Raw genomic sequence first — 18156 nt, forward strand, 5'->3', positions numbered from 1 at the left:
ATAAGTTTTCTGATCAATTTGTTTCACAAAAATAGTATAGCATATCTCTTCCTTTTCTAACAATACTATTGTATATCACATTTACTTAAATGTAATATACTTTTCATTTCAAAAGAATCAATATTGTATCACATTTAAAACCTAACAAAACAAAAAACACATTGAACTCTAGAGCTCAATGTGTTTTTTATTTTACAACAACAAGATGCGGTCCACCTTGTTCTATTTCGTTAGTCAATTCGTTTTGTTGTTTCTCTTGTCGTTTTACATAACTTGCAACATTTAATAGTATACCCATTGCAAGTAAATTAGCCAATAAAGAACTACCACCATAACTTACAAATGGTAAAGGTACTCCTGTAAGCGGTATTAATCCGGACATACCACCGACATTAACAAAAGTTTGAACTCCAAACAAACTTGCAATTCCAATAACTATTAAACTTCCAAATGGATCTGTACACTTTTGTGCAACTCTAAATGATCGAATAATAATAAGCAATAGACAGATTAAAATGATAGCTACACCTATAAACCCAAGCTCTTCAGATATAATCGTCATTATAAAATCTGTTTGTGGCTCTGGTAAATAACCATACTTTTGTACACTATTTCCTAATCCTCGACCATTTAACCCACCTGAAGCAATTCCAATAAATGAATTTATTAATTGGAATCCATCCTTTTGCGGATCGCTAAATGGATCAAGAAAAACTGAAAAACGTGCCTTTTGATATGGGCTTAATGCATAATTTCCGAGAAAATATAGTGCCGGAATCCACACTATAGAAGTTAAAACAATTCGTTTAATCCATAAGTTAATCCGGACTCCCGAACAAAGAAACATAATTCCTACCGTTCCCGCAATTAACAAATCGGTACCTAAGTCATTTTGTTTTAAAATTAAGAACATAATTAAACCAACACCCAAAAGTACTGGCCCTGACCCTTTAAAAACAGGCGTATTCGTTTCCTGCCTCTTCGCAAAGAAATTGGCCAACACAAGAATAACTGTTATCTTAACAAATTCCGCAGGCTGTATTCCAAATATCCATCCACTTGCACCATTTACTGTCTTAGCAAAAAATGCAGCTGCTGCTAATAATGCAACACTAATTCCATAACTCCCCAATAAAAAGATTCGTTTTCTCCACACTTTATATGGGATAATAGCAAGAATTATTAATAACACTGTTCCAGCAGCTAAAGTAATTAATTGTCTTTTAAAAAAGAAATTTGCTGGTTTATCAAACCTCGAAATCGCAACAATGGAACTCGAACTATATACCATTATAACTCCCAGCACACATAAGATAACAAGAGGAAGTAACAATGAATAATCCATTGATTTCCATACTTTTTTCATTTCATTTCCTCTCTCTGTTTCAATTTAATTATTGTTGTATTCCATATGTACATTGATTCTTCCTGCTTTATTATACAAATAAAAAGCCCAAACTATTTCAGTTTGAGCCCCCTTATTTGAACCCGTTATTGTTGTTTGTTTGTAAATGCTTCATGAAGTGCAGACAACTCACGTTCGAGCTCTCCTAACATTGCTTTCCCTTGTTCTTCTGCAATAAGACCAAGGCGAACCGCAAAATCGACCTCGCGGGATAGTCCAAACATTTGTGTGTCTAAAACTTCTTCATATAATGGACATTGCGGCATTGTAAGATTGTCCATTTGTACCTTAATAAGTCTTAAAATCTTCTCTGCATCCGCTTGTAGAAGGGCTAGTGCCTTTTCCTGATGATTTGATACTGTCTCAGACGCCAAATTGATTCCCTCCGTTTCCGTCCTACTCTCTCATATCTATTAATATTAGCGATAGTTTTAATAAATTGCAATAGAAACATTTTTTGTGACAACAGTGCCTAATACTATTATACTGAAAAGTGGGAGTATAACACAAATGGGGGAACAACAATGAGCGAAATTTTATTTATTAATGGAAAAGTTCGTTTTCCAATCACTATCGATCCAACTGTATGGATTTTCGATGACCGAAAAATAGATTTGACAACCTACTTTGATGAAACTAGAGAAGAATCATCCGAATTAGAAACATACTTAAAACATACTTCAGAGCATTGGGATCGCGAAATCCGTGATGGTGCTGCCTTCCCGCCAATACAACAAAGTGTAAAGAAATATAAAAAAGAACAGCTTATTAACGGGACATTTGGCATACCACTTCATCCATTTCTTAAAAATGCTGAAATTTTAGAAGATGCTACTCAAGTCGAAATTGAAACCACAGACAATACAATTACACTTCCGTTAGAAACAGCCCATAAAGCTATTCTCGGTTTTTCAAAAGAAGGTAAACCATTACGAGAAGACGGGCCTGTTCATCTATATTTCCATGATGGATCTAATAGACAAAATCCGATTCGTAACATCCGTAAATTTACAATCATTTAAATTGTATAATTAAAAAGCAAAAAAGAGTGAGCTTAGGCTCACTCCTTTTTATAATAAATCCGCTGCTAGTTGCGCTAAATTAGAACGCTCTCCTTTAACAAACTTTACATGTCCACTAATACGTTGTTCTTTAAACTTCTCCACAACATATGTTAAACCGTTATTATATTCATCTAAATACGGGTGATCAATTTGCTGAGGATCTCCCATTAATACAATCTTACTTTTTTCGCCTACCCTTGTTAATATCGTCTTTACTTCATGCTTCGTTAAATTTTGTGCCTCGTCAATTATAATGAACTGGTCTGGAATACTTCTCCCGCGTATATAGGTAAGCGCTTCTACTTCAATCGAACCCATCCCAGCTAAAATAGCATCTAGCTCCCCAGGCTTTTTCGTATTGAATAAATACTCTAGATTATCAAAAATCGGCTGCATCCACGGTCTTAATTTTTCCTCTTTCTCTCCTGGTAAATAACCTATATCTTTTCCTACCGGTACAATTGGTCTCGCGACAAGTAGTTTTTTATATAACCCTAAATCTTCGGTTTGCATTAGTCCCGAAGCTAATGCAAGTAACGTTTTTCCTGTACCAGCTTTCCCTGTTAACGTTACAAGTGGAATATCTTCCCGAAGTAGCAATTCTAATCCCATAATTTGCTGCACGTTTCGCGGACGTATCCCCCACACTTGCTCATTGTGAAAAATAAGTTTCTTTACCTTCTTACCTAAATGATCCACAATCCCAAGTGCAGAACTAGAACCCCCTAGTGCATCTTTCATTACAACAAACTGATTTGGATAAAAAGGATGATTTGCGATTTCAGATAAAGGCAGTTCACCTTTTTCATAAAAATAATCTAACTGTTCTTTTGATATATACCCTTCTAAAAATCCTGAATATATATTTTCCACTTCAATTACACGGTCACTTAAATAATCTTCGGCCTGCAATCCGATTGCATCAGCTTTTACCCTTACGAGTACATCTTTACTTACTAAAATAACTGATTTCCCGTCCTCTTTTTCTTGTTCTTCTAAAGCTAGGTTTTTGGCTACCGCTAAAATTCGATTATCATTTGTTTTTTCCACAAAAATATCTTGTAGTTGAACAAATGAGCGATGATTTAATTCAATACGAAATGTACCGCCGTTTTCTAACGGAATACTTTCATGCAGCTTTCCTATTTCACGAAATTTGTCGATTAACTTAGATACATAGCGAGCATTTCGTCCTACTTCATCCATATAACGTTTTTTCGAATCAACCTCTTCTAATACAACTGCTGGAATCACTACTTCATTTGTTGCAAATGAAAAAATAGATAAAGGATCCTGCAAAAGTACATTCGTATCTAACACATAAATTTTATCCAACCTGTTACCCCCTGACTCCACTTTTAAATTTGTAGAACAAGGGTTTCATCCATAAAATATGGACGAACCATTGTTATAATTATATGTACCGTAAAAACGAGGTAGAATCGAAATTCATAGAAATTAAACCTTTTCTTTATTTTTTATTCATTTCTATTCAATATATTACTTTTAATTATAATTTTTCACATTAAATCACAATACTCACTTGTAAAAGTTTATGAACGATGTTCCTATTCATCTTCTTTTTAATTCTTTCATTCCTACTAATACTTGATTATCAAGCTTTTTAGCAGCTCGAAGATCGTATGTTTTTTCATATGTTGGTTCAGTAGCAAGTTTCGCACCATAAAACATAACATCACGAACTTCTTGCACAGTCACTTCTACTACCGTTAATTTTAGAGGAATCCCTTCCATTCTATCTGTTAAAATGTTACCTTCACCACTTATGGAAAATACGGATTCATTCGCCATTATAGTCAATACTACCCCTGCACTATGCCGCATATTTTCCACAATACGTGAGCGTTGATCTACCGCAAATCGAATACTAGTTTCACTCACTGCATATACCCAAGAAATAGCACTTACGTTAGGGATTTGTTTTTCGAAATCTGTTGTTGCTATCATAACGATACACTCTTTACGCAAAGATTGTACTAAGTCATCTGTCAATGTAGGCTCAACTACATTCGCCATATTTCCACCTCCAAATATTCTTGATATATCCTTATCATAACCTATTTTTCGAATTGCGAAAATATTATTTTTTCCCGCTATTATTCAAAAACATTATACTTCCATGATATACTTATACTGATAGAATTCGTATTGAGGTGACGAAATGAGAGTCAAATGTATGATTTGTGATAAAAAAGATATGTTAGATGACGAAAATCCTATGGCAAAAAAACTGCGTAATCGCCCTATTCATACATATATGTGCATGGAATGTACGGAACGAATTGCAGAGCGTACTATGGAACGCCATGCGAGTGGTAATTTCCGATTATATCGTGATAAAAAAGTAGAAGACGATTGGTAAACCGGAAATAAGTCCTTAATCATATAGATAAGGACTTATTTGTATTTTTCTGGGTCACGATTCATCTGATCCAAAAAACAATCAATGGCTTCTACCGGAAATCTTGCACACCTTATTTCTCCATCAATTTCATATGTAATCAAATACATCTCCTCGTTCTTTTCAACTTCTACATTTCGTAATTTATGCTCTTCATATATCATATTTTGAAATAATACATACGTTTCTTGTGCAGCGCTATCATCTGGACGTGCTTCCGCAACCGTTTTAATTGTTAACCAATTATATAGTGCATCTTGTACTGAGCGCATGAAAGCCCCTCCTTTTTTCACCCTGTTTTTTGTTGTTTCGCTTGACGTAAACGCAGTCTATAAATTCCAAGTACAATTGCCGCTACAACGAGTCCCTCTCCAACGGGTAAAAAAACTGCAAAAAAAGTTAATACCGTGCATCCAATTGCTAAAGATGTATATATCACTATATTTTTTAGTACCGACAGCTTCCTTGCAAATCCTAAATTATATACAAGTGCACTTAATAAAATTATTGTTCCATAAAGCAACCACATCCCTAACTCTGGATTTTCATCAACTTTACAAAGTTTCGCGAAAAATGACATTCTTTCTAACACTATCTTTCACCTCTTCTCATGAAACAAATTCTCTTTATTTACTTAATACAAGAGTAACTCGCGAAAAAAATACTGTCCACAAAAAAGAGTAAATATTCTAAAAAAACCAACAAAAAAAAAAAAAAAAAAAAAAAAAAAAAAAACAGCTACCTTTATAAAAGGTAGCTGTTCTATTATTTTATGCTTCAACAGATTTCTTTTTCTTAGCAGCTCTTTCGCGCTCACTCTTATCAAGAATCTTTTTACGTAGACGAATTGATTCTGGAGTTACTTCACAGAACTCGTCATCGTTTAAGTACTCTAATGACTCTTCTAAAGTCATTAAGCGTGGTTTTTTCATTGTTGAAGTTTGATCTTTCGTCGCAGAACGAATGTTAGTTTGTTGTTTCATTTTTACAACGTTAACTGTTAAATCATTCTCACGTGTATGTTCTCCAACGATCATACCAGCATATACTTCTGTACCTGGTTCAACGAAGATTACACCGCGATCTTCAACTTGCATAATACCGTATTGTGATGCTTTTCCTGCTTCAAGTGAAACTAGAACACCTTGGCGACGTCCACCCACTTGTCCAGCATGTACTGGTTGGTAGCAATCAAATGTGTGGTTTAAAATACCGTAACCACGAGTTAATGTTAGGAATTCTGTTGTGTAACCAATTAAACCACGTGCTGGAACCATGAAAGTAAGGCGAACTTGACCGTTTCCGTTATTCACCATATCTAACATTTCACCTTTACGTGCACCCATTGATTCCATAATAGAACCAGTGTATTCTTCAGGCACATCGATTTGTACGCGCTCTACAGGCTCACTTCTTACGCCATCAACATCTTTAATAATTACTTCAGGCTTAGATACTTGTAGTTCATAACCTTCACGACGCATGTTTTCAATTAAGATAGATAAATGTAATTCCCCGCGTCCAGATACGATCCATGCATCAGGAGAATCTGTATTATCTACACGTAAACTTACATCTGTTTCTAATTGTGAACGAAGACGCTCTTCAATTTTACGAGATGTAATGAATTTACCTTCACGACCTGCAAATGGGCTGTTATTTACAAGGAATGTCATTTGTAGTGTTGGCTCATCAATACGTAATAATGGTAAAGCCTCTTCATGCTCGACCGGACATACCGTTTCACCTACGTTAATGTCTTCCATACCTGAAACAGCTACTAAATCTCCAGCTTTTGCTTCTTCAATTTCTTGACGTTTTAATCCAATGTAACCAAATAATTTAGTTACACGGAATTGTTTTACACTTCCGTCAACTTTCATTAATGCAACTTGTTGTCCTACTTTCATTGTACCGCGGAATACGCGTCCAACCCCAATACGACCAACATAGTCATTGTAATCAAGAAGTGCTACTTGGAATTGAAGTGGCTCTTCGCTGTTATCAACTGGTGCTGGAATATGTTCAATAATTGTGTCAAATAATGATTTCATATTCTCTTCTTGATTTGCTGGATTTGAATCTAAGCTTGCTGTTCCGTTCATTGCTGATGCAAATACAACTGGGAACTCTAATTGATCTTCGTTTGCACCAAGTTCGATGAATAAGTCAACTACTTCATCAACTACTTCATCAGGGCGAGCGAAGTCACGGTCAATTTTGTTTACAACAACGATTGGAGTTAAGTTTTGCTCAAGAGCTTTCTTTAAAACAAATCGTGTTTGTGGCATACAACCTTCATATGCATCAACAACAAGTAGAACACCATCAACCATTTTCATGATACGTTCTACTTCTCCACCGAAGTCAGCGTGACCAGGTGTATCTAAAATGTTAATTCTTTTATCTTCATAGTGAATCGCAGTATTCTTCGCTAAAATTGTAATACCACGTTCTCTTTCTAGATCATTTGAGTCCATTGCGCGTTCTTCAATATGTTCATTCGCACGGAACGTCCCCGCTTGACGTAATAACTGGTCAACAAGTGTTGTTTTACCATGGTCAACGTGGGCAATAATTGCTATATTTCGTAAATCTTGTCGTTTTTTCAACATGTCCAACTCCTAATGTCTTTTTAATCCTTCTCTATTATAAGAGCGAAGGGGATACAATGGCAATCAAAATAAAACTAAGAATGAAAATATAGTTGTATTCTTACTTTTGTGAAAGTAAAATGAGATTGGAGGGTGAAGAAATGGAACACATTCAATATCGCTTTTTATTAACAGCAATTATCGGTGTTATCTTCTTAATTGGTATCGGAATTATGATTGCTGAAAATAGTCCCATCGGCATTATTATTTGCATTATCGGCACATTTGTTACAGTTGGATACGGTTTTGTAACAAAAAGAAAAATGCGTAAATCGCAATAACATTAAAAAGTAAGAAGCTTCTTTATGCCTCTTACTTTTTTTCATTATTGCGATACAAATGGTAATACTTCTTCGTATACTCCCGGTTTTGCAACTAACACACTGCTTTTCTCTACAATAGAAAGAGGCGTTCCCAAGAACGTTGTCACTTTACCGCCAACTTCTTCTACAATAATCTGTCCCCCGCCAAAGTCCCATGGCGATAAGCGCGGTGTTACATATGCATCCAATCTGCCCGTTGCAACATATACCATTTCTAACGCTGCACAACCATATGACCTCGTACCTCTCGCCTTCTTAACGAGCATTATCATTTTTTCCATATTAAGCAATGGATTATCGGTAAGCCATATCGCATTCAAAGCTATAACTCCATGCTCTACCGTTCCTTTTTCCAACATCGGAATAGCTAGATCATTGCAAAAAGCCCCTTCTCCCTTTACCGCATGATATAGTTCGTCATGAACTGGATCATAAATAAGACCAATCTTTCCGATACCGTTCTCATAAATTCCGATTGAGATTGCGAAATTTCTTTTTTGATGAACAAAGTTCATCGTGCCGTCAATTGGATCAATTAACCAAACAACCCCATTAGAAGAGGTAATCTCATCTCCGTAGCCTTCTTCTCCTAAAATATTATGAGCCGGGAATGTTTCTTTAATTTTCCCAATTAAAAACTGCTCCGTTTCTCGATCCATGTTTGTTACTAGATCAGCTGCATTTGACTTTGTTTCTATAATAAGTGTTTTTTTCAGTGACGCCATTAAATGTTCTCCGGCTTCTCGAATCCACTGTTTCGCGTGTGTATCGATGTCTTTCCATACTTCTTGCATGTTTAAACACTCCGATCTATACTGTTCACAGAAAAAACGAACCCTTTATAAGGTTCGCACCAACTAATTATTTATACATATACTATTATTACGCTTCTAAACGGATCATTTCAAGTCTTAACACTTCTAATTTTTGTACGCACTCTTCTTTTTTCTGTTTGTCGTTATCCATCATCGCATCATATAAAGTTGCTAATTCATAATCTAGCTCCAAACGTAGCACCGGAATTCTCTTTTCAGCATCTGTTCTCTTTAACGCATTAATCACCTGTCTCATTTTTTTGCCTCCTCCCAATATTCGTTTGCCCTCGGACTAGAATTGATTCAATTTTCTGATTTTTTGTTTTATACTATACTATGTTGGATAAATCATCTATGCAACAAAATTATATTTTTTTATTTAAATTTTTTTGTGCTGTTTTTTTTATGAATAGTACAAGCTATGCTAAAATTAAAACAAAATAGGAGTTGGAGGAACAATCATGACACTACAAACATTCACATCAACTGATTTTGAAGTCTTTACTGTTGATGGTCTTGAAGAACGAATGAGCGCAATTAAAACGAATATTCATCCTAAGCTAGACGCTTTAGGGGAACAGTTTGCAGAATATTTATCACAACAAACTGATGAAAACTTTTTCTACCATGTAGCAAAACATGCACGCCGCAAAGTCAATCCACCAAACGATACTTGGGTTGCTTTTTCAACAAATAAACGTGGATATAAAATGTTACCACACTTTCAAATTGGTTTATGGGGTACTCATGCCTTCATATACTTTGGTTTAATCTATGAGTGTCCACAAAAAGTGGAGACGGCTCACGCCTTCTTAGAACATTTAAATGATTTAAAAACAAATATTCCAAATAACTTCGTTTGGTCCATTGACCATACTAAACCAGGTGTAAAATTACATGAGACGCTTGAAACGGAAGACTTACAAAAGATTATTGAACGTTTAGCTACTGTGAAAAAAGCAGAGTTATTAGTCGGTATTCATATATCACCAGAGGAGTTTTCAGCAATGACCAACGAACAATTCCTTGCTAAGATTGAATCTACGATGCAACCACTCCTTCCTTTATATGCACTTTGTAATCGATAGTAGAAAACGGACAATTTATATTGTCCGTTTTTAGTTGTTATCACATTATAGCACTTCGTATTTTATTTTTCAAAATATTTTTACAATTTTACAATCTTTTTTTCTGCTACTTCCTTTGCTTTTTGAATCGTACGATATATAGAATATCCACTTACTTCTTGAAATTCTTTATCAATTTTTTTCTCCGCTGCCTTCGATGGCACAATCTCTTTAAAACGACGATATAATTCCATCAAATCTTCTCTCAAAACTCCTTTTTCGTATACCTTTTCAATCGCTTCATAAAACTTTACAACTGCTACCATTTCTTCATTTGACCAATCGTAATCAAGTGGATATTGATATTCCATTTTTGCACCTCATTCAGTATTCTTTCTTTTTCCATTATGCTACCTTTAAGAGAACCTTTTATTCTTCACTATAGCCACTCTGCATTATACACCATTTATCCATTTCAATGGAATTGTCTTCCTCTTTGCAGTATTTAAAATATAACCATTAAACATACTCACCTTGAAAATGAGATTTTTCTATACATCTATAATTATTGGTGATATAATGCTTGTGTTTTATAGAGAATAAAGTGAGACTACCATCCCAAAAAAGGCTTTTGCGAATGGCAGAAAAACAAGTCAAGTTCTAAAAGTTTGCCATCTTAATTTGCTTTTAGAATGAGATGAAATCATATAAAACAAACTCTAATAAATATTACGAAGAAGAAGGGGTGTATAGATTGTCCCAATACGAAACACCATTGTTTACCGCTTTAGTTGAGCACAGTAAGCGAAATCCAGTTCAATTCCATATTCCTGGTCATAAAAAAGGACAGGGCATGGATCCTACATTTCGCGAATTTATTGGGCATAATGCATTAGCAATTGATTTAATTAATATTGCGCCGCTCGATGATTTACATCATCCAAAGGGTATGATTAAAGAAGCACAGGATTTAGCAGCCGCTGCTTTCGGTGCGGATCATACGTTCTTTTCGATTCAAGGTACAAGTGGTGCAATTATGACAATGGTGATGAGCGTTTGCGGTCCTGGGGATAAAATCCTCGTGCCACGGAATGTGCATAAATCAGTAATGTCCGCTATTATTTTCTCAGGTGCAAAACCAATTTTCATGCATCCTGAGATTGATCCGAAGCTCGGCATTTCACATGGGATCACAATTCAATCTGTCAAAAAGGCTCTTGAAGAGCACTCAGATGCGAAAGGCTTACTTGTTATAAATCCAACATATTTTGGGTTTGCTGCAGACTTAGAGCAAATTGTAGAATTAGCTCATTCTTACGATATTCCTGTACTTGTTGATGAAGCTCACGGTGTTCATATCCATTTTCATGATGAACTGCCGATATCAGCTATGCAAGCGGGTGCAGATATGGCAGCAACAAGTGTTCACAAATTAGGAGGGTCTTTAACCCAAAGCTCTATTCTTAATGTAAAAGAGGGTCTTGTTAACGTAAAACATGTTCAATCCATTATTAGCATGCTTACGACTACATCAACTTCTTACATTTTGTTAGCATCTCTTGATGTTGCCAGAAAACGTCTTGCTACAGAAGGAAAAGCTCTCATAGAACAAACAATACAATTAGCTGAACATGTTCGTGATGCTATAAATGTTATTGAGCATCTTTATTGTCCTGGAAAAGAGATGCTAGGCACAGATGCTACTTTTAACTATGATCCTACAAAGATAATTGTATCTGTAAAAGATTTAGGTATTACAGGCCATCAGGCTGAAGTATGGCTTAGAGAACATTACAACATTGAAGTAGAACTCTCTGATTTATATAACATACTTTGTCTTATCACATTTGGAGATACAGAAAGTGAAACAGATACACTTATTACAGCATTACAAGATTTAGCAGCAACATATAGAAATAGAGCAGATAAAGGTGTCCAAGTACAAGTAGAAATACCAGAAATACCTGTGCTAGCACTCTCTCCTAGAGATGCTTTTTATTCAGAAACAGAAGTCATTCCATTTGAAAACGCAGCAGGTCGTATTATAGCTGATTTTGTTATGGTTTATCCGCCAGGGATTCCAATCTTTACTCCGGGAGAAATTATTACACAAGATAACTTAGAGTATATTCGTAAAAATTTAGAAGCTGGGTTACCGGTACAAGGTCCCGAAGATATGACATTACAAACATTGCGTGTTATTAAAGAGTACAAGCCTATCAGTTGATAGGCTTTTCTTTCACCTTTCTTCTCTTTTTTTCATACGATACTAAAGAATTTGACATTCCCACCCCTAATGGGGCAAGCTGACTAACATCAGTGGGATTCTTGCTACCAAAGGCGAAGTCCATTTTTTGTATCGCTGACGTGCAAGATTGCGGTGTGCCATCACCACTCTCACAACAGACCGTATAGGTTCGTGAGCTACGGTACTATACCATACCGTACAGATTCGTGTTCAGGTGTTTTAGCGTCTTGTTCTTGACGACACATATCATTTTACCGATAGCTTGAATTCGGCTATCGAACTCCCTATGCTACCTTTTTTCAAAGAACACATTGGCGTTTTAAAGACTTGTACTTGTCTGTAGTTAAAGTCTACCAAAATATAAAGTGAAACTTTAATCAGTGGGGGTTTTGTTCATCCCCCATTGATTATTAACCTTCACCAATCGGGCGTTTACGGGCCGCAGGGCTCCCACCTAACTTCTTCGCTCCAGCCTAATTTTGAGGTGGGAGTCTTACTGCCCGCAAATAGCGGGATAAATGTTTTTCTATGAAAAAGCGATACTTTCATCCTATGTCTAAAGTCCAATATAAGCTTTCCCGTATCGCGAAATCTGTAACGTATAGGTGGGGATACCATTATGATTGTGATAGGCCGTTCTATTGTACACCCTTATATCACAAATGAATATGAGCCATTTGCAGCTGAAAAACAACAGATTTTATCCATAATGGCGGGAAATCAAGAAGTTTATTCCTTCCGAACAGCCGATGAACTCAGCTTTGATCTTAATTTACGAGTTAATATTATTACTTCCGCGCTAGAACTTTTTCAAAGTGGATTTCAGTTTCGTACGTTTCAACAATCTTTTTGCAACCCTCAGTTTTGGGAAAGAACATCACTTGGCGGATTTCAACTACTCCCAAACGTACCACCCTCTATTGCCATCCAAGATATTTTTAAAAACGGAAAACTATATGGAACTGAATGTGCCACCGCAATGATTATCATTTTTTACAAAGCATTACTATCATTATATGAGGAAAAAACTTTCAACCGTCTATTCGCAAACCTCTTACTTTATACATGGGACTACGATCGCGACTTAAAGCTCATAACAAAAACGAGTGGCGATATCGTTCCAGGTGACCTCGTTTACTTTAAAAACCCACAAGTTAATCCAGCTACGATTGAGTGGCAAGGAGAAAATACAATCTATCTAGGAAACTTCTTTTTTTACGGACATGGCGTAGGCGTAAAAACGAAAGAGGAAATTATTTATTCATTAAATGAACGAAGGATTCCTTATGCTTTTATTTCAGCTTATTTAACCGATTTTATTACACGTATTGATAGCCGTATGATGAGTCAATATGCCTCTCCTAACACGCCACAAACATCAATAGGATTTATTCCTATTAGAGATGATGCAATCGTTGCAACAGTCGGAAATACAACTACAATCTATTAAAAAAACGCCTACATGTGTAGGCGTTTTTTCTTAATTATTAAGCTTTTGTATGTTCTTTATGGTCACATTCGCAATGAGATCCACATTTCCCATAAAGTACTGTTGATTTTTCATCTTCAAAATGTGCGATTGTTCCTTCACAAACTTGGCATACGATTGTTCCCATTTTCATTTCCCCCTGAGTTTTAAGAGTAATCTACTTATATATGATTAAGCTTTCGCATTGTCTCTACTAGCACAGTCACAATTAGAACCACATTTCCCATAAAGTACTGTCGTTTTCTCATCCTCAAAATGTCCGATTGTTCCTTCGCAAACTTGGCATACGATTGTTCCCATTTTTCATTTCCCCCTAAGTTTATGGTCCTAAAAACTTTTAGCTGTCAATTTCCTATCAATTATTGGGCTTTTGTATGTTCTGTGTGATCACATCCGCAAGATCCACATTTCCCGTAAAGTACCGTTACTTTCTCATCCTCGAAGTGTGCAATTGTACCTTCACAATCTTGACATACGATTGTTCCCATTTTTCATTTCCCCCTAAGTTTATAATCCCAAAAACTTTTGTAACCGCTTAACTTTCTGTCTTTATTTTAATATGTTATACTTTTTACGTCAATAGGTTTTCAGTATAACACATTAAATATTTTAAAATTAAATTAGTATGCGATATTAACACAAAAAAACAGCCATATCTCATACGTACGACTGTTTCGTGTTAATTATTCTTCATACTCCGCATGCAAAGAAGTAGACGGAACAAGAAATTTAAAAAACTGAGCTAACTCCTCCGCCTCTTCTTCCGATCCTAACTTAAAAATTTCTTGTATATATGGAACGTTTTCTACATCATCTCGCCCAAGCAAAGTAGATCTCCCTGTTTGCATACAAACAATAAGTGGCTTTCCAAAAAACATATTTGTATAAATAACTCCAAAATCATAACGTGTATCATGCGTCATAAATCCTAAAAATCGTACCTTCACACTTTCATGCTCATCATACAATTTTTCAAACATCAGTTTCCACCTTTCTAAATAACACTTCCTACTTATTAATATATTAAACAAAAAAAGCAATACTCCTTTTAATTGTCAAAAAATTCAGTAGGATGTAGAATGATAGTATTCTACTAAGCTAAGGGGGAATTTGTATGCAACACGCCTTTATCACACTTGTACCTAAATCCAATCAACAATCTGTTTCAATAGAGGATGTTAAACACCTTTTTCATAACTATAAAACCGTTACTTCCAAGACTGGTGATCAAATTAATTATGCTTATACAAATACAGCTTTTCCTTATGAAATATTAGATACATCAGCAACAACATTAAAACTCCAATCGAGTCACGATCGATATGATTCTATTTATGTTGGGATTGGAATAGAAAAGGAACAATCTTTCATTCAGGTTTCTTTACCTACTACAGCAACATTTGGTGATAAAGGAAAAGCAAATGAATTTAGCCGTTTTCTAGCGAAGAAATTAGAAGGAGAGTTACAACTATTTAATGGAAGAACAATGTATTTCTATAAACGTTAATTTAAAAAATAGAGAATATGATTAAAAAAAGTATGCAATTTGAACACGTAAGGAATAATGCCTGCTTTCTTACGTGTAATACAAAACATGCAATTACATATGCCAAATAAAGAAATACGAAAAAGAGAATTACTTTATAATGAAACTTATCACCATTCGATAATGTTAATACAATGGAAAAACCACTCCATAATAGAAAATGATAAAATATAACATGTAATATTCTCATGGAACCTTCTCCTTTGACATGCTCTATTTTATTAACATATGGGATTAAGTATGAATCAATTACATATTATATAACGGCATATATTCTAACGGTTCATTTTAAGTATTATATATTCATTCGACAAGTACATATAAAGACCTTGCAGTCATTTTATGAAAATAAAAATACCCCATCTCTTTAAATAAGAGATGGGGTATTTACATTAAATTATTTTACAATGTGAATTGGCATTCCAAGAGCAACTTCAGCTGCTTCCATTGTGATTTCACCTAATGTTGGGTGAGCATGGATTGTTTGAGCGATATCTTCAGCTGTCATTCCAGCTTCGATAGCTAAACCAATCTCAGAGATAATATCAGAAGCACCTGCACCTGCAACTTGTGCACCTACAAGAAGACCATCTTCTTTACGTGTTACAAGTTGTAAGAAACCGTCAGTGCTGTTTAATGATAACGCACGACCGTTTGCAGCGAATGGGAACTTAGATACAGCTACTGTCATTCCTGCTTCTTCAGCTTGTTTCTTCGTGTAACCAACAGATGCTAATTCTGGATCAGTGAAGCATACTGCTGGAATTCCGATGTAATCGATTGCTGATGCATGGCCACTAATTACTTCAACAGCTACTTTACCTTCGTAAGAAGCTTTATGAGCTAATGGTGGTCCAGGAACGATATCACCGATTGCATAGATGTTTGGTACGTTTGTACGGCATTGCTCATCGATTTCGATGATACCGCGGTCAGTCATTTTAACTCCAACTTGCTCAAGACCGATTTCTTGAGTGTTTGGACGACGACCTACAGTTACTAATACGTAATCTGCTTCTACAGTTTGGATTTCACCTTTAACTTCGAAGCTAACTTTTACGCCAGTTTCTGTTTCTTCAACGCCTTTAGCCATAGCTTTTGTATGGATATTTACGTTACCTTTCTTTTGAAGAGCACGTTTAACAACAGAGCTCATTGCTTTTTCGAAACCAGCTAAGATTTCGTCGCCAGCTTCTACTACAGTAACTTCTGTACCGAAGTTAGCATATGCAGTACCTAATTCCATACCGATGTAACCGCCGCCGATTACAACAAGTTTTTTAGGAATTTCAGGTAAGCTTAATGCACCTGTAGAGTTGATAACACGTTTAGAGTATTTGAATCCAGGAATTTCGATTGGTGTAGAACCAGTTGCAAGAACAGCATTTTTAAACGTATAAGTTTGTGCTGCATCTTCAGTCATTACGCGTAATGTGTTAGCATCTACGAAGTAAGCTTCACCGCGAATGATTTCAACTTTGTTACCTTTAAGAAGGCCTTCAACACCGCCAGTTAATTTCTTAACTACGCCGTTTTTCCATTCTTGAACTTTTGTAAAGTCAACTTTTACGTTCTCTGCAGTGATACCCATGTCATCAGAATGCATTGCATTCTCATAACGATGACCTGCATTGATTAACGCTTTTGAAGGAATACATCCAACGTTTAAGCATACGCCACCAAGGTTAGCTTTTTCAATAATCGCTACCTTTTGACCTAATTGTGCTGCACGAATTGCCGCAACGTATCCACCAGGACCTGCACCAACAACGACTGTATCTAATTCAATTGGGAAATCTCCTACTACCATTGTTATTACGCCTCCATTACTAATAATTGTGGGTCATTCAATAGACGTTTAATTTGGTTTAATGCTTTTTGAGCAGTTGCGCCGTCAATTAAACGATGGTCAAAGCTTAGAGATAAAGCTAATACTGGAGCTGCAACGATTTCACCGTTTTTCACAACTGGTTTCTCAGCGATACGGCCGATACCAAGGATTGCTACTTCTGGGTGATTGATAACTGGAGTGAACCATTGTCCACCTGCAGAACCAATGTTTGTAATTGTGCAAGAAGCACCTTTCATTTCAGTTGGAGCTAAACGACCGTCACGTGCTTTACCAGCAAGATCATTGATCTCGTTAGAAATAGTGAAGATAGACTTGCGATCTGTATCTTTAACAACTGGTACTAATAGACCTTTGTCTGTATCAGCTGCGATACCGATGTTGAAGTAATGTTTATGAACTACTTCTTGAGATGCATCGTCTAACGAAGTGTTTAACATTGGGTATTCACGTAATGCAGATGTTAAAGCTTTAACAACGTATGGAAGGTAAGTTAATTTAATACCTTTGTCCGCTGCAACAGCTTTGAACTTCTTACGGTGAGCAACAAGCTCAGTTACATCAATTTCATCCATTAATGTTACGTGAGGAGCTGTATGCTTAGAGTTAACCATTGCTTTCGCAATCGCTTTACGGATACCACTCATTTTCTCACGAGTTTCTGGATATTCACCAGCTGGGATTGGTTGTGCTTTTGGTGCTTCTTCTTTCGCTGCTGCTGGAGTAGCTTCTACTGCTGCTGGAGCCTCAGTTGCTGCTACAGTTTGTCCACCATTTGCAAATGCATCGATGTCAGTTTTCACAACACGGCCGTTCTTACCAGAACCAGCTACTTTATGAATATCTACACCTTTTTCACGAGCATATTTACGAACAGATGGCATAGCGATAACGCGCTCATTTACTACTTCTGCAGTTGCTGCTGGAGTAGCTTCCGCTGCTGGAGCTTCTACTGCTGCTTCTTCAGCTTTTGGAGCTTCATCATGATCGTCACCTTTAAATTTAAGGTTTTCGTATCCAGGAGCATCAAATTTAATTAATGTATCTCCTACAATTGCAACTGTTCCTTCTTCTACAAGTACTTCAAGTACTTTACCTTTAACAGGAGAAGGGATTTCTACTACTGCTTTATCATTTTGTACTTCAAGAAGTACATCGTCTTCATTTACTTCATCGCCTGGTTTAATAAACCATTTTACGATTTCACCTTCGTGGATACCTTCACCGATATCTGGTAGTTTAAATTCAAATGCCACGGAATTCAGCCCCCTGAT

24 protein-coding genes are annotated in these 18156 nt (G+C 36.0%); 7 read left to right on the forward strand and 17 right to left on the reverse strand.

Annotated elements, in window-relative coordinates; translation table 11 throughout:
• Window positions 1-187: 187 nt before the first annotated feature.
• Entirely contained in the window at window positions 188-1366 is a 1179-nt protein-coding gene (locus KPL75_RS06310) for an FtsW/RodA/SpoVE family cell cycle protein (RefSeq protein ID WP_219919806.1), read from the reverse strand.
• 125 nt (window positions 1367-1491) lie between these two features.
• The gene (locus KPL75_RS06315) at window positions 1492-1779 is read right to left on the reverse strand and encodes an Fpa/YlaN family protein (protein WP_000135698.1); all 288 of its coding nucleotides are present in this window, start codon (window positions 1777-1779) and stop codon (window positions 1492-1494) included.
• Between the two features lie 150 nt (window positions 1780-1929).
• On the opposite strand from KPL75_RS06315, the gene KPL75_RS06320 reads away from it, so the two are divergent.
• The gene (locus tag KPL75_RS06320; RefSeq protein WP_078172903.1) at window positions 1930-2427 is read left to right on the forward strand and encodes a hypothetical protein; all 498 of its coding nucleotides are present in this window, start codon (window positions 1930-1932) and stop codon (window positions 2425-2427) included.
• Between the two features lie 48 nt (window positions 2428-2475).
• On the opposite strand, the gene KPL75_RS06325 is transcribed toward KPL75_RS06320, so the two are convergent.
• Both KPL75_RS06325 and KPL75_RS06330 read right to left on the reverse strand, forming a co-directional pair.
• Window positions 2476-3804, reverse strand: a complete 1329-nt coding sequence (locus KPL75_RS06325; RefSeq protein ID WP_219919809.1) for a PhoH family protein — start codon at window positions 3802-3804, stop codon at window positions 2476-2478.
• Window positions 3805-4041: 237 nt separating this feature from the next.
• Complete coding sequence (locus tag KPL75_RS06330; protein ID WP_219919811.1) at window positions 4042-4506, reverse strand: PNPOx family protein; 465 nt, start codon at window positions 4504-4506, stop codon at window positions 4042-4044.
• Window positions 4507-4651: 145 nt separating this feature from the next.
• On the opposite strand from KPL75_RS06330, the gene KPL75_RS06335 reads away from it, so the two are divergent.
• Window positions 4652-4852: a YlaI family protein gene (locus tag KPL75_RS06335; protein WP_002111485.1), complete on the forward strand. Its 201-nt coding sequence runs from the start codon at window positions 4652-4654 to the stop codon at window positions 4850-4852.
• Between the two features lie 35 nt (window positions 4853-4887).
• On the opposite strand, the gene KPL75_RS06340 is transcribed toward KPL75_RS06335, so the two are convergent.
• The 3 genes from KPL75_RS06340 to typA form a co-directional block, all read right to left on the reverse strand.
• Window positions 4888-5163 (reverse strand): hypothetical protein, encoded by a 276-nt coding sequence (locus KPL75_RS06340; RefSeq protein ID WP_219919814.1) that lies wholly within the window; start codon window positions 5161-5163, stop codon window positions 4888-4890.
• A 17-nt stretch (window positions 5164-5180) separates the two neighbouring features.
• On the reverse strand, window positions 5181-5483 hold the full coding sequence (locus KPL75_RS06345) for a YlaH-like family protein (protein WP_002066917.1): 303 nt from the start codon (window positions 5481-5483) through the stop codon (window positions 5181-5183).
• A gap of 178 nt (window positions 5484-5661) precedes the next feature.
• Window positions 5662-7506: a translational GTPase TypA gene (gene typA / locus KPL75_RS06350; protein ID WP_002111487.1), complete on the reverse strand. Its 1845-nt coding sequence runs from the start codon at window positions 7504-7506 to the stop codon at window positions 5662-5664.
• A 140-nt stretch (window positions 7507-7646) separates the two neighbouring features.
• Here typA and KPL75_RS06355 point away from each other — a divergent pair, with 140 nt between their 5' ends.
• On the forward strand, window positions 7647-7826 hold the full coding sequence (locus KPL75_RS06355) for a DUF5325 family protein (RefSeq protein WP_000400127.1): 180 nt from the start codon (window positions 7647-7649) through the stop codon (window positions 7824-7826).
• Window positions 7827-7870: 44 nt separating this feature from the next.
• Here the strand turns inward: KPL75_RS06355 and KPL75_RS06360 are convergent, their stop codons facing one another.
• Entirely contained in the window at window positions 7871-8662 is a 792-nt protein-coding gene (locus KPL75_RS06360) for an inositol monophosphatase family protein (protein ID WP_219919816.1), read from the reverse strand.
• Window positions 8663-8750: 88 nt separating this feature from the next.
• A complete protein-coding gene (locus tag KPL75_RS06365) occupies window positions 8751-8939 on the reverse strand; it encodes a hypothetical protein (RefSeq protein WP_002121995.1) in 189 nt (62 codons plus the stop codon).
• A gap of 205 nt (window positions 8940-9144) precedes the next feature.
• On the opposite strand from KPL75_RS06365, the gene KPL75_RS06370 reads away from it, so the two are divergent.
• Complete coding sequence (locus tag KPL75_RS06370; RefSeq protein WP_219919818.1) at window positions 9145-9771, forward strand: YktB family protein; 627 nt, start codon at window positions 9145-9147, stop codon at window positions 9769-9771.
• A gap of 80 nt (window positions 9772-9851) precedes the next feature.
• Here KPL75_RS06370 and KPL75_RS06375 read toward each other — a convergent pair whose 3' ends face one another.
• Complete coding sequence (locus tag KPL75_RS06375) at window positions 9852-10121, reverse strand: UPF0223 family protein (RefSeq protein ID WP_219919820.1); 270 nt, start codon at window positions 10119-10121, stop codon at window positions 9852-9854.
• A 383-nt stretch (window positions 10122-10504) separates the two neighbouring features.
• On the opposite strand from KPL75_RS06375, the gene speA reads away from it, so the two are divergent.
• Window positions 10505-11977 (forward strand): arginine decarboxylase, encoded by a 1473-nt coding sequence (gene speA, locus KPL75_RS06380; RefSeq protein WP_219919822.1) that lies wholly within the window; start codon window positions 10505-10507, stop codon window positions 11975-11977.
• Window positions 11978-12617: 640 nt separating this feature from the next.
• A complete protein-coding gene (locus KPL75_RS06385; RefSeq protein ID WP_219919824.1) occupies window positions 12618-13448 on the forward strand; it encodes a protein-glutamine gamma-glutamyltransferase in 831 nt (276 codons plus the stop codon).
• Between the two features lie 37 nt (window positions 13449-13485).
• On the opposite strand, the gene KPL75_RS06390 is transcribed toward KPL75_RS06385, so the two are convergent.
• From KPL75_RS06390 to KPL75_RS06405, 4 genes are all read right to left on the reverse strand, one after another.
• A complete protein-coding gene (locus KPL75_RS06390; protein WP_000536785.1) occupies window positions 13486-13614 on the reverse strand; it encodes a GapA-binding peptide SR1P in 129 nt (42 codons plus the stop codon).
• Between the two features lie 44 nt (window positions 13615-13658).
• The gene (locus KPL75_RS06395) at window positions 13659-13787 is read right to left on the reverse strand and encodes a GapA-binding peptide SR1P (protein WP_002033839.1); all 129 of its coding nucleotides are present in this window, start codon (window positions 13785-13787) and stop codon (window positions 13659-13661) included.
• Between the two features lie 59 nt (window positions 13788-13846).
• Window positions 13847-13975 (reverse strand): GapA-binding peptide SR1P, encoded by a 129-nt coding sequence (locus KPL75_RS06400; protein ID WP_000536778.1) that lies wholly within the window; start codon window positions 13973-13975, stop codon window positions 13847-13849.
• Between the two features lie 195 nt (window positions 13976-14170).
• Window positions 14171-14467: a DUF3055 domain-containing protein gene (locus KPL75_RS06405; RefSeq protein WP_000462036.1), complete on the reverse strand. Its 297-nt coding sequence runs from the start codon at window positions 14465-14467 to the stop codon at window positions 14171-14173.
• A 134-nt stretch (window positions 14468-14601) separates the two neighbouring features.
• Here KPL75_RS06405 and KPL75_RS06410 point away from each other — a divergent pair, with 134 nt between their 5' ends.
• The gene (locus KPL75_RS06410) at window positions 14602-14994 is read left to right on the forward strand and encodes a DUF1885 family protein (RefSeq protein ID WP_002014853.1); all 393 of its coding nucleotides are present in this window, start codon (window positions 14602-14604) and stop codon (window positions 14992-14994) included.
• 1 nt (window position 14995) lies between these two features.
• On the opposite strand, the gene KPL75_RS06415 is transcribed toward KPL75_RS06410, so the two are convergent.
• The 3 genes from KPL75_RS06415 to pdhC all read right to left on the reverse strand — a co-directional run bounded on the left by KPL75_RS06415 (window position 14996) and on the right by pdhC (window position 18138).
• Window positions 14996-15223, reverse strand: coding sequence for a hypothetical protein (locus tag KPL75_RS06415; protein WP_002088334.1), 228 nt, complete (start codon window positions 15221-15223; stop codon window positions 14996-14998).
• A 207-nt stretch (window positions 15224-15430) separates the two neighbouring features.
• Entirely contained in the window at window positions 15431-16843 is a 1413-nt protein-coding gene (gene lpdA, locus KPL75_RS06420; protein ID WP_000260105.1) for a dihydrolipoyl dehydrogenase, read from the reverse strand.
• 5 nt (window positions 16844-16848) lie between these two features.
• The gene (gene pdhC / locus KPL75_RS06425; RefSeq protein WP_219919826.1) at window positions 16849-18138 is read right to left on the reverse strand and encodes a pyruvate dehydrogenase complex dihydrolipoyllysine-residue acetyltransferase; all 1290 of its coding nucleotides are present in this window, start codon (window positions 18136-18138) and stop codon (window positions 16849-16851) included.
• Window positions 18139-18156: the final 18 nt, after the last annotated feature.

Origin of the sequence: Bacillus sp. NP247 (assembly GCF_018966865.1) — a bacterium.
Classification (GTDB): domain Bacteria; phylum Bacillota; class Bacilli; order Bacillales; family Bacillaceae_G; genus Bacillus_A.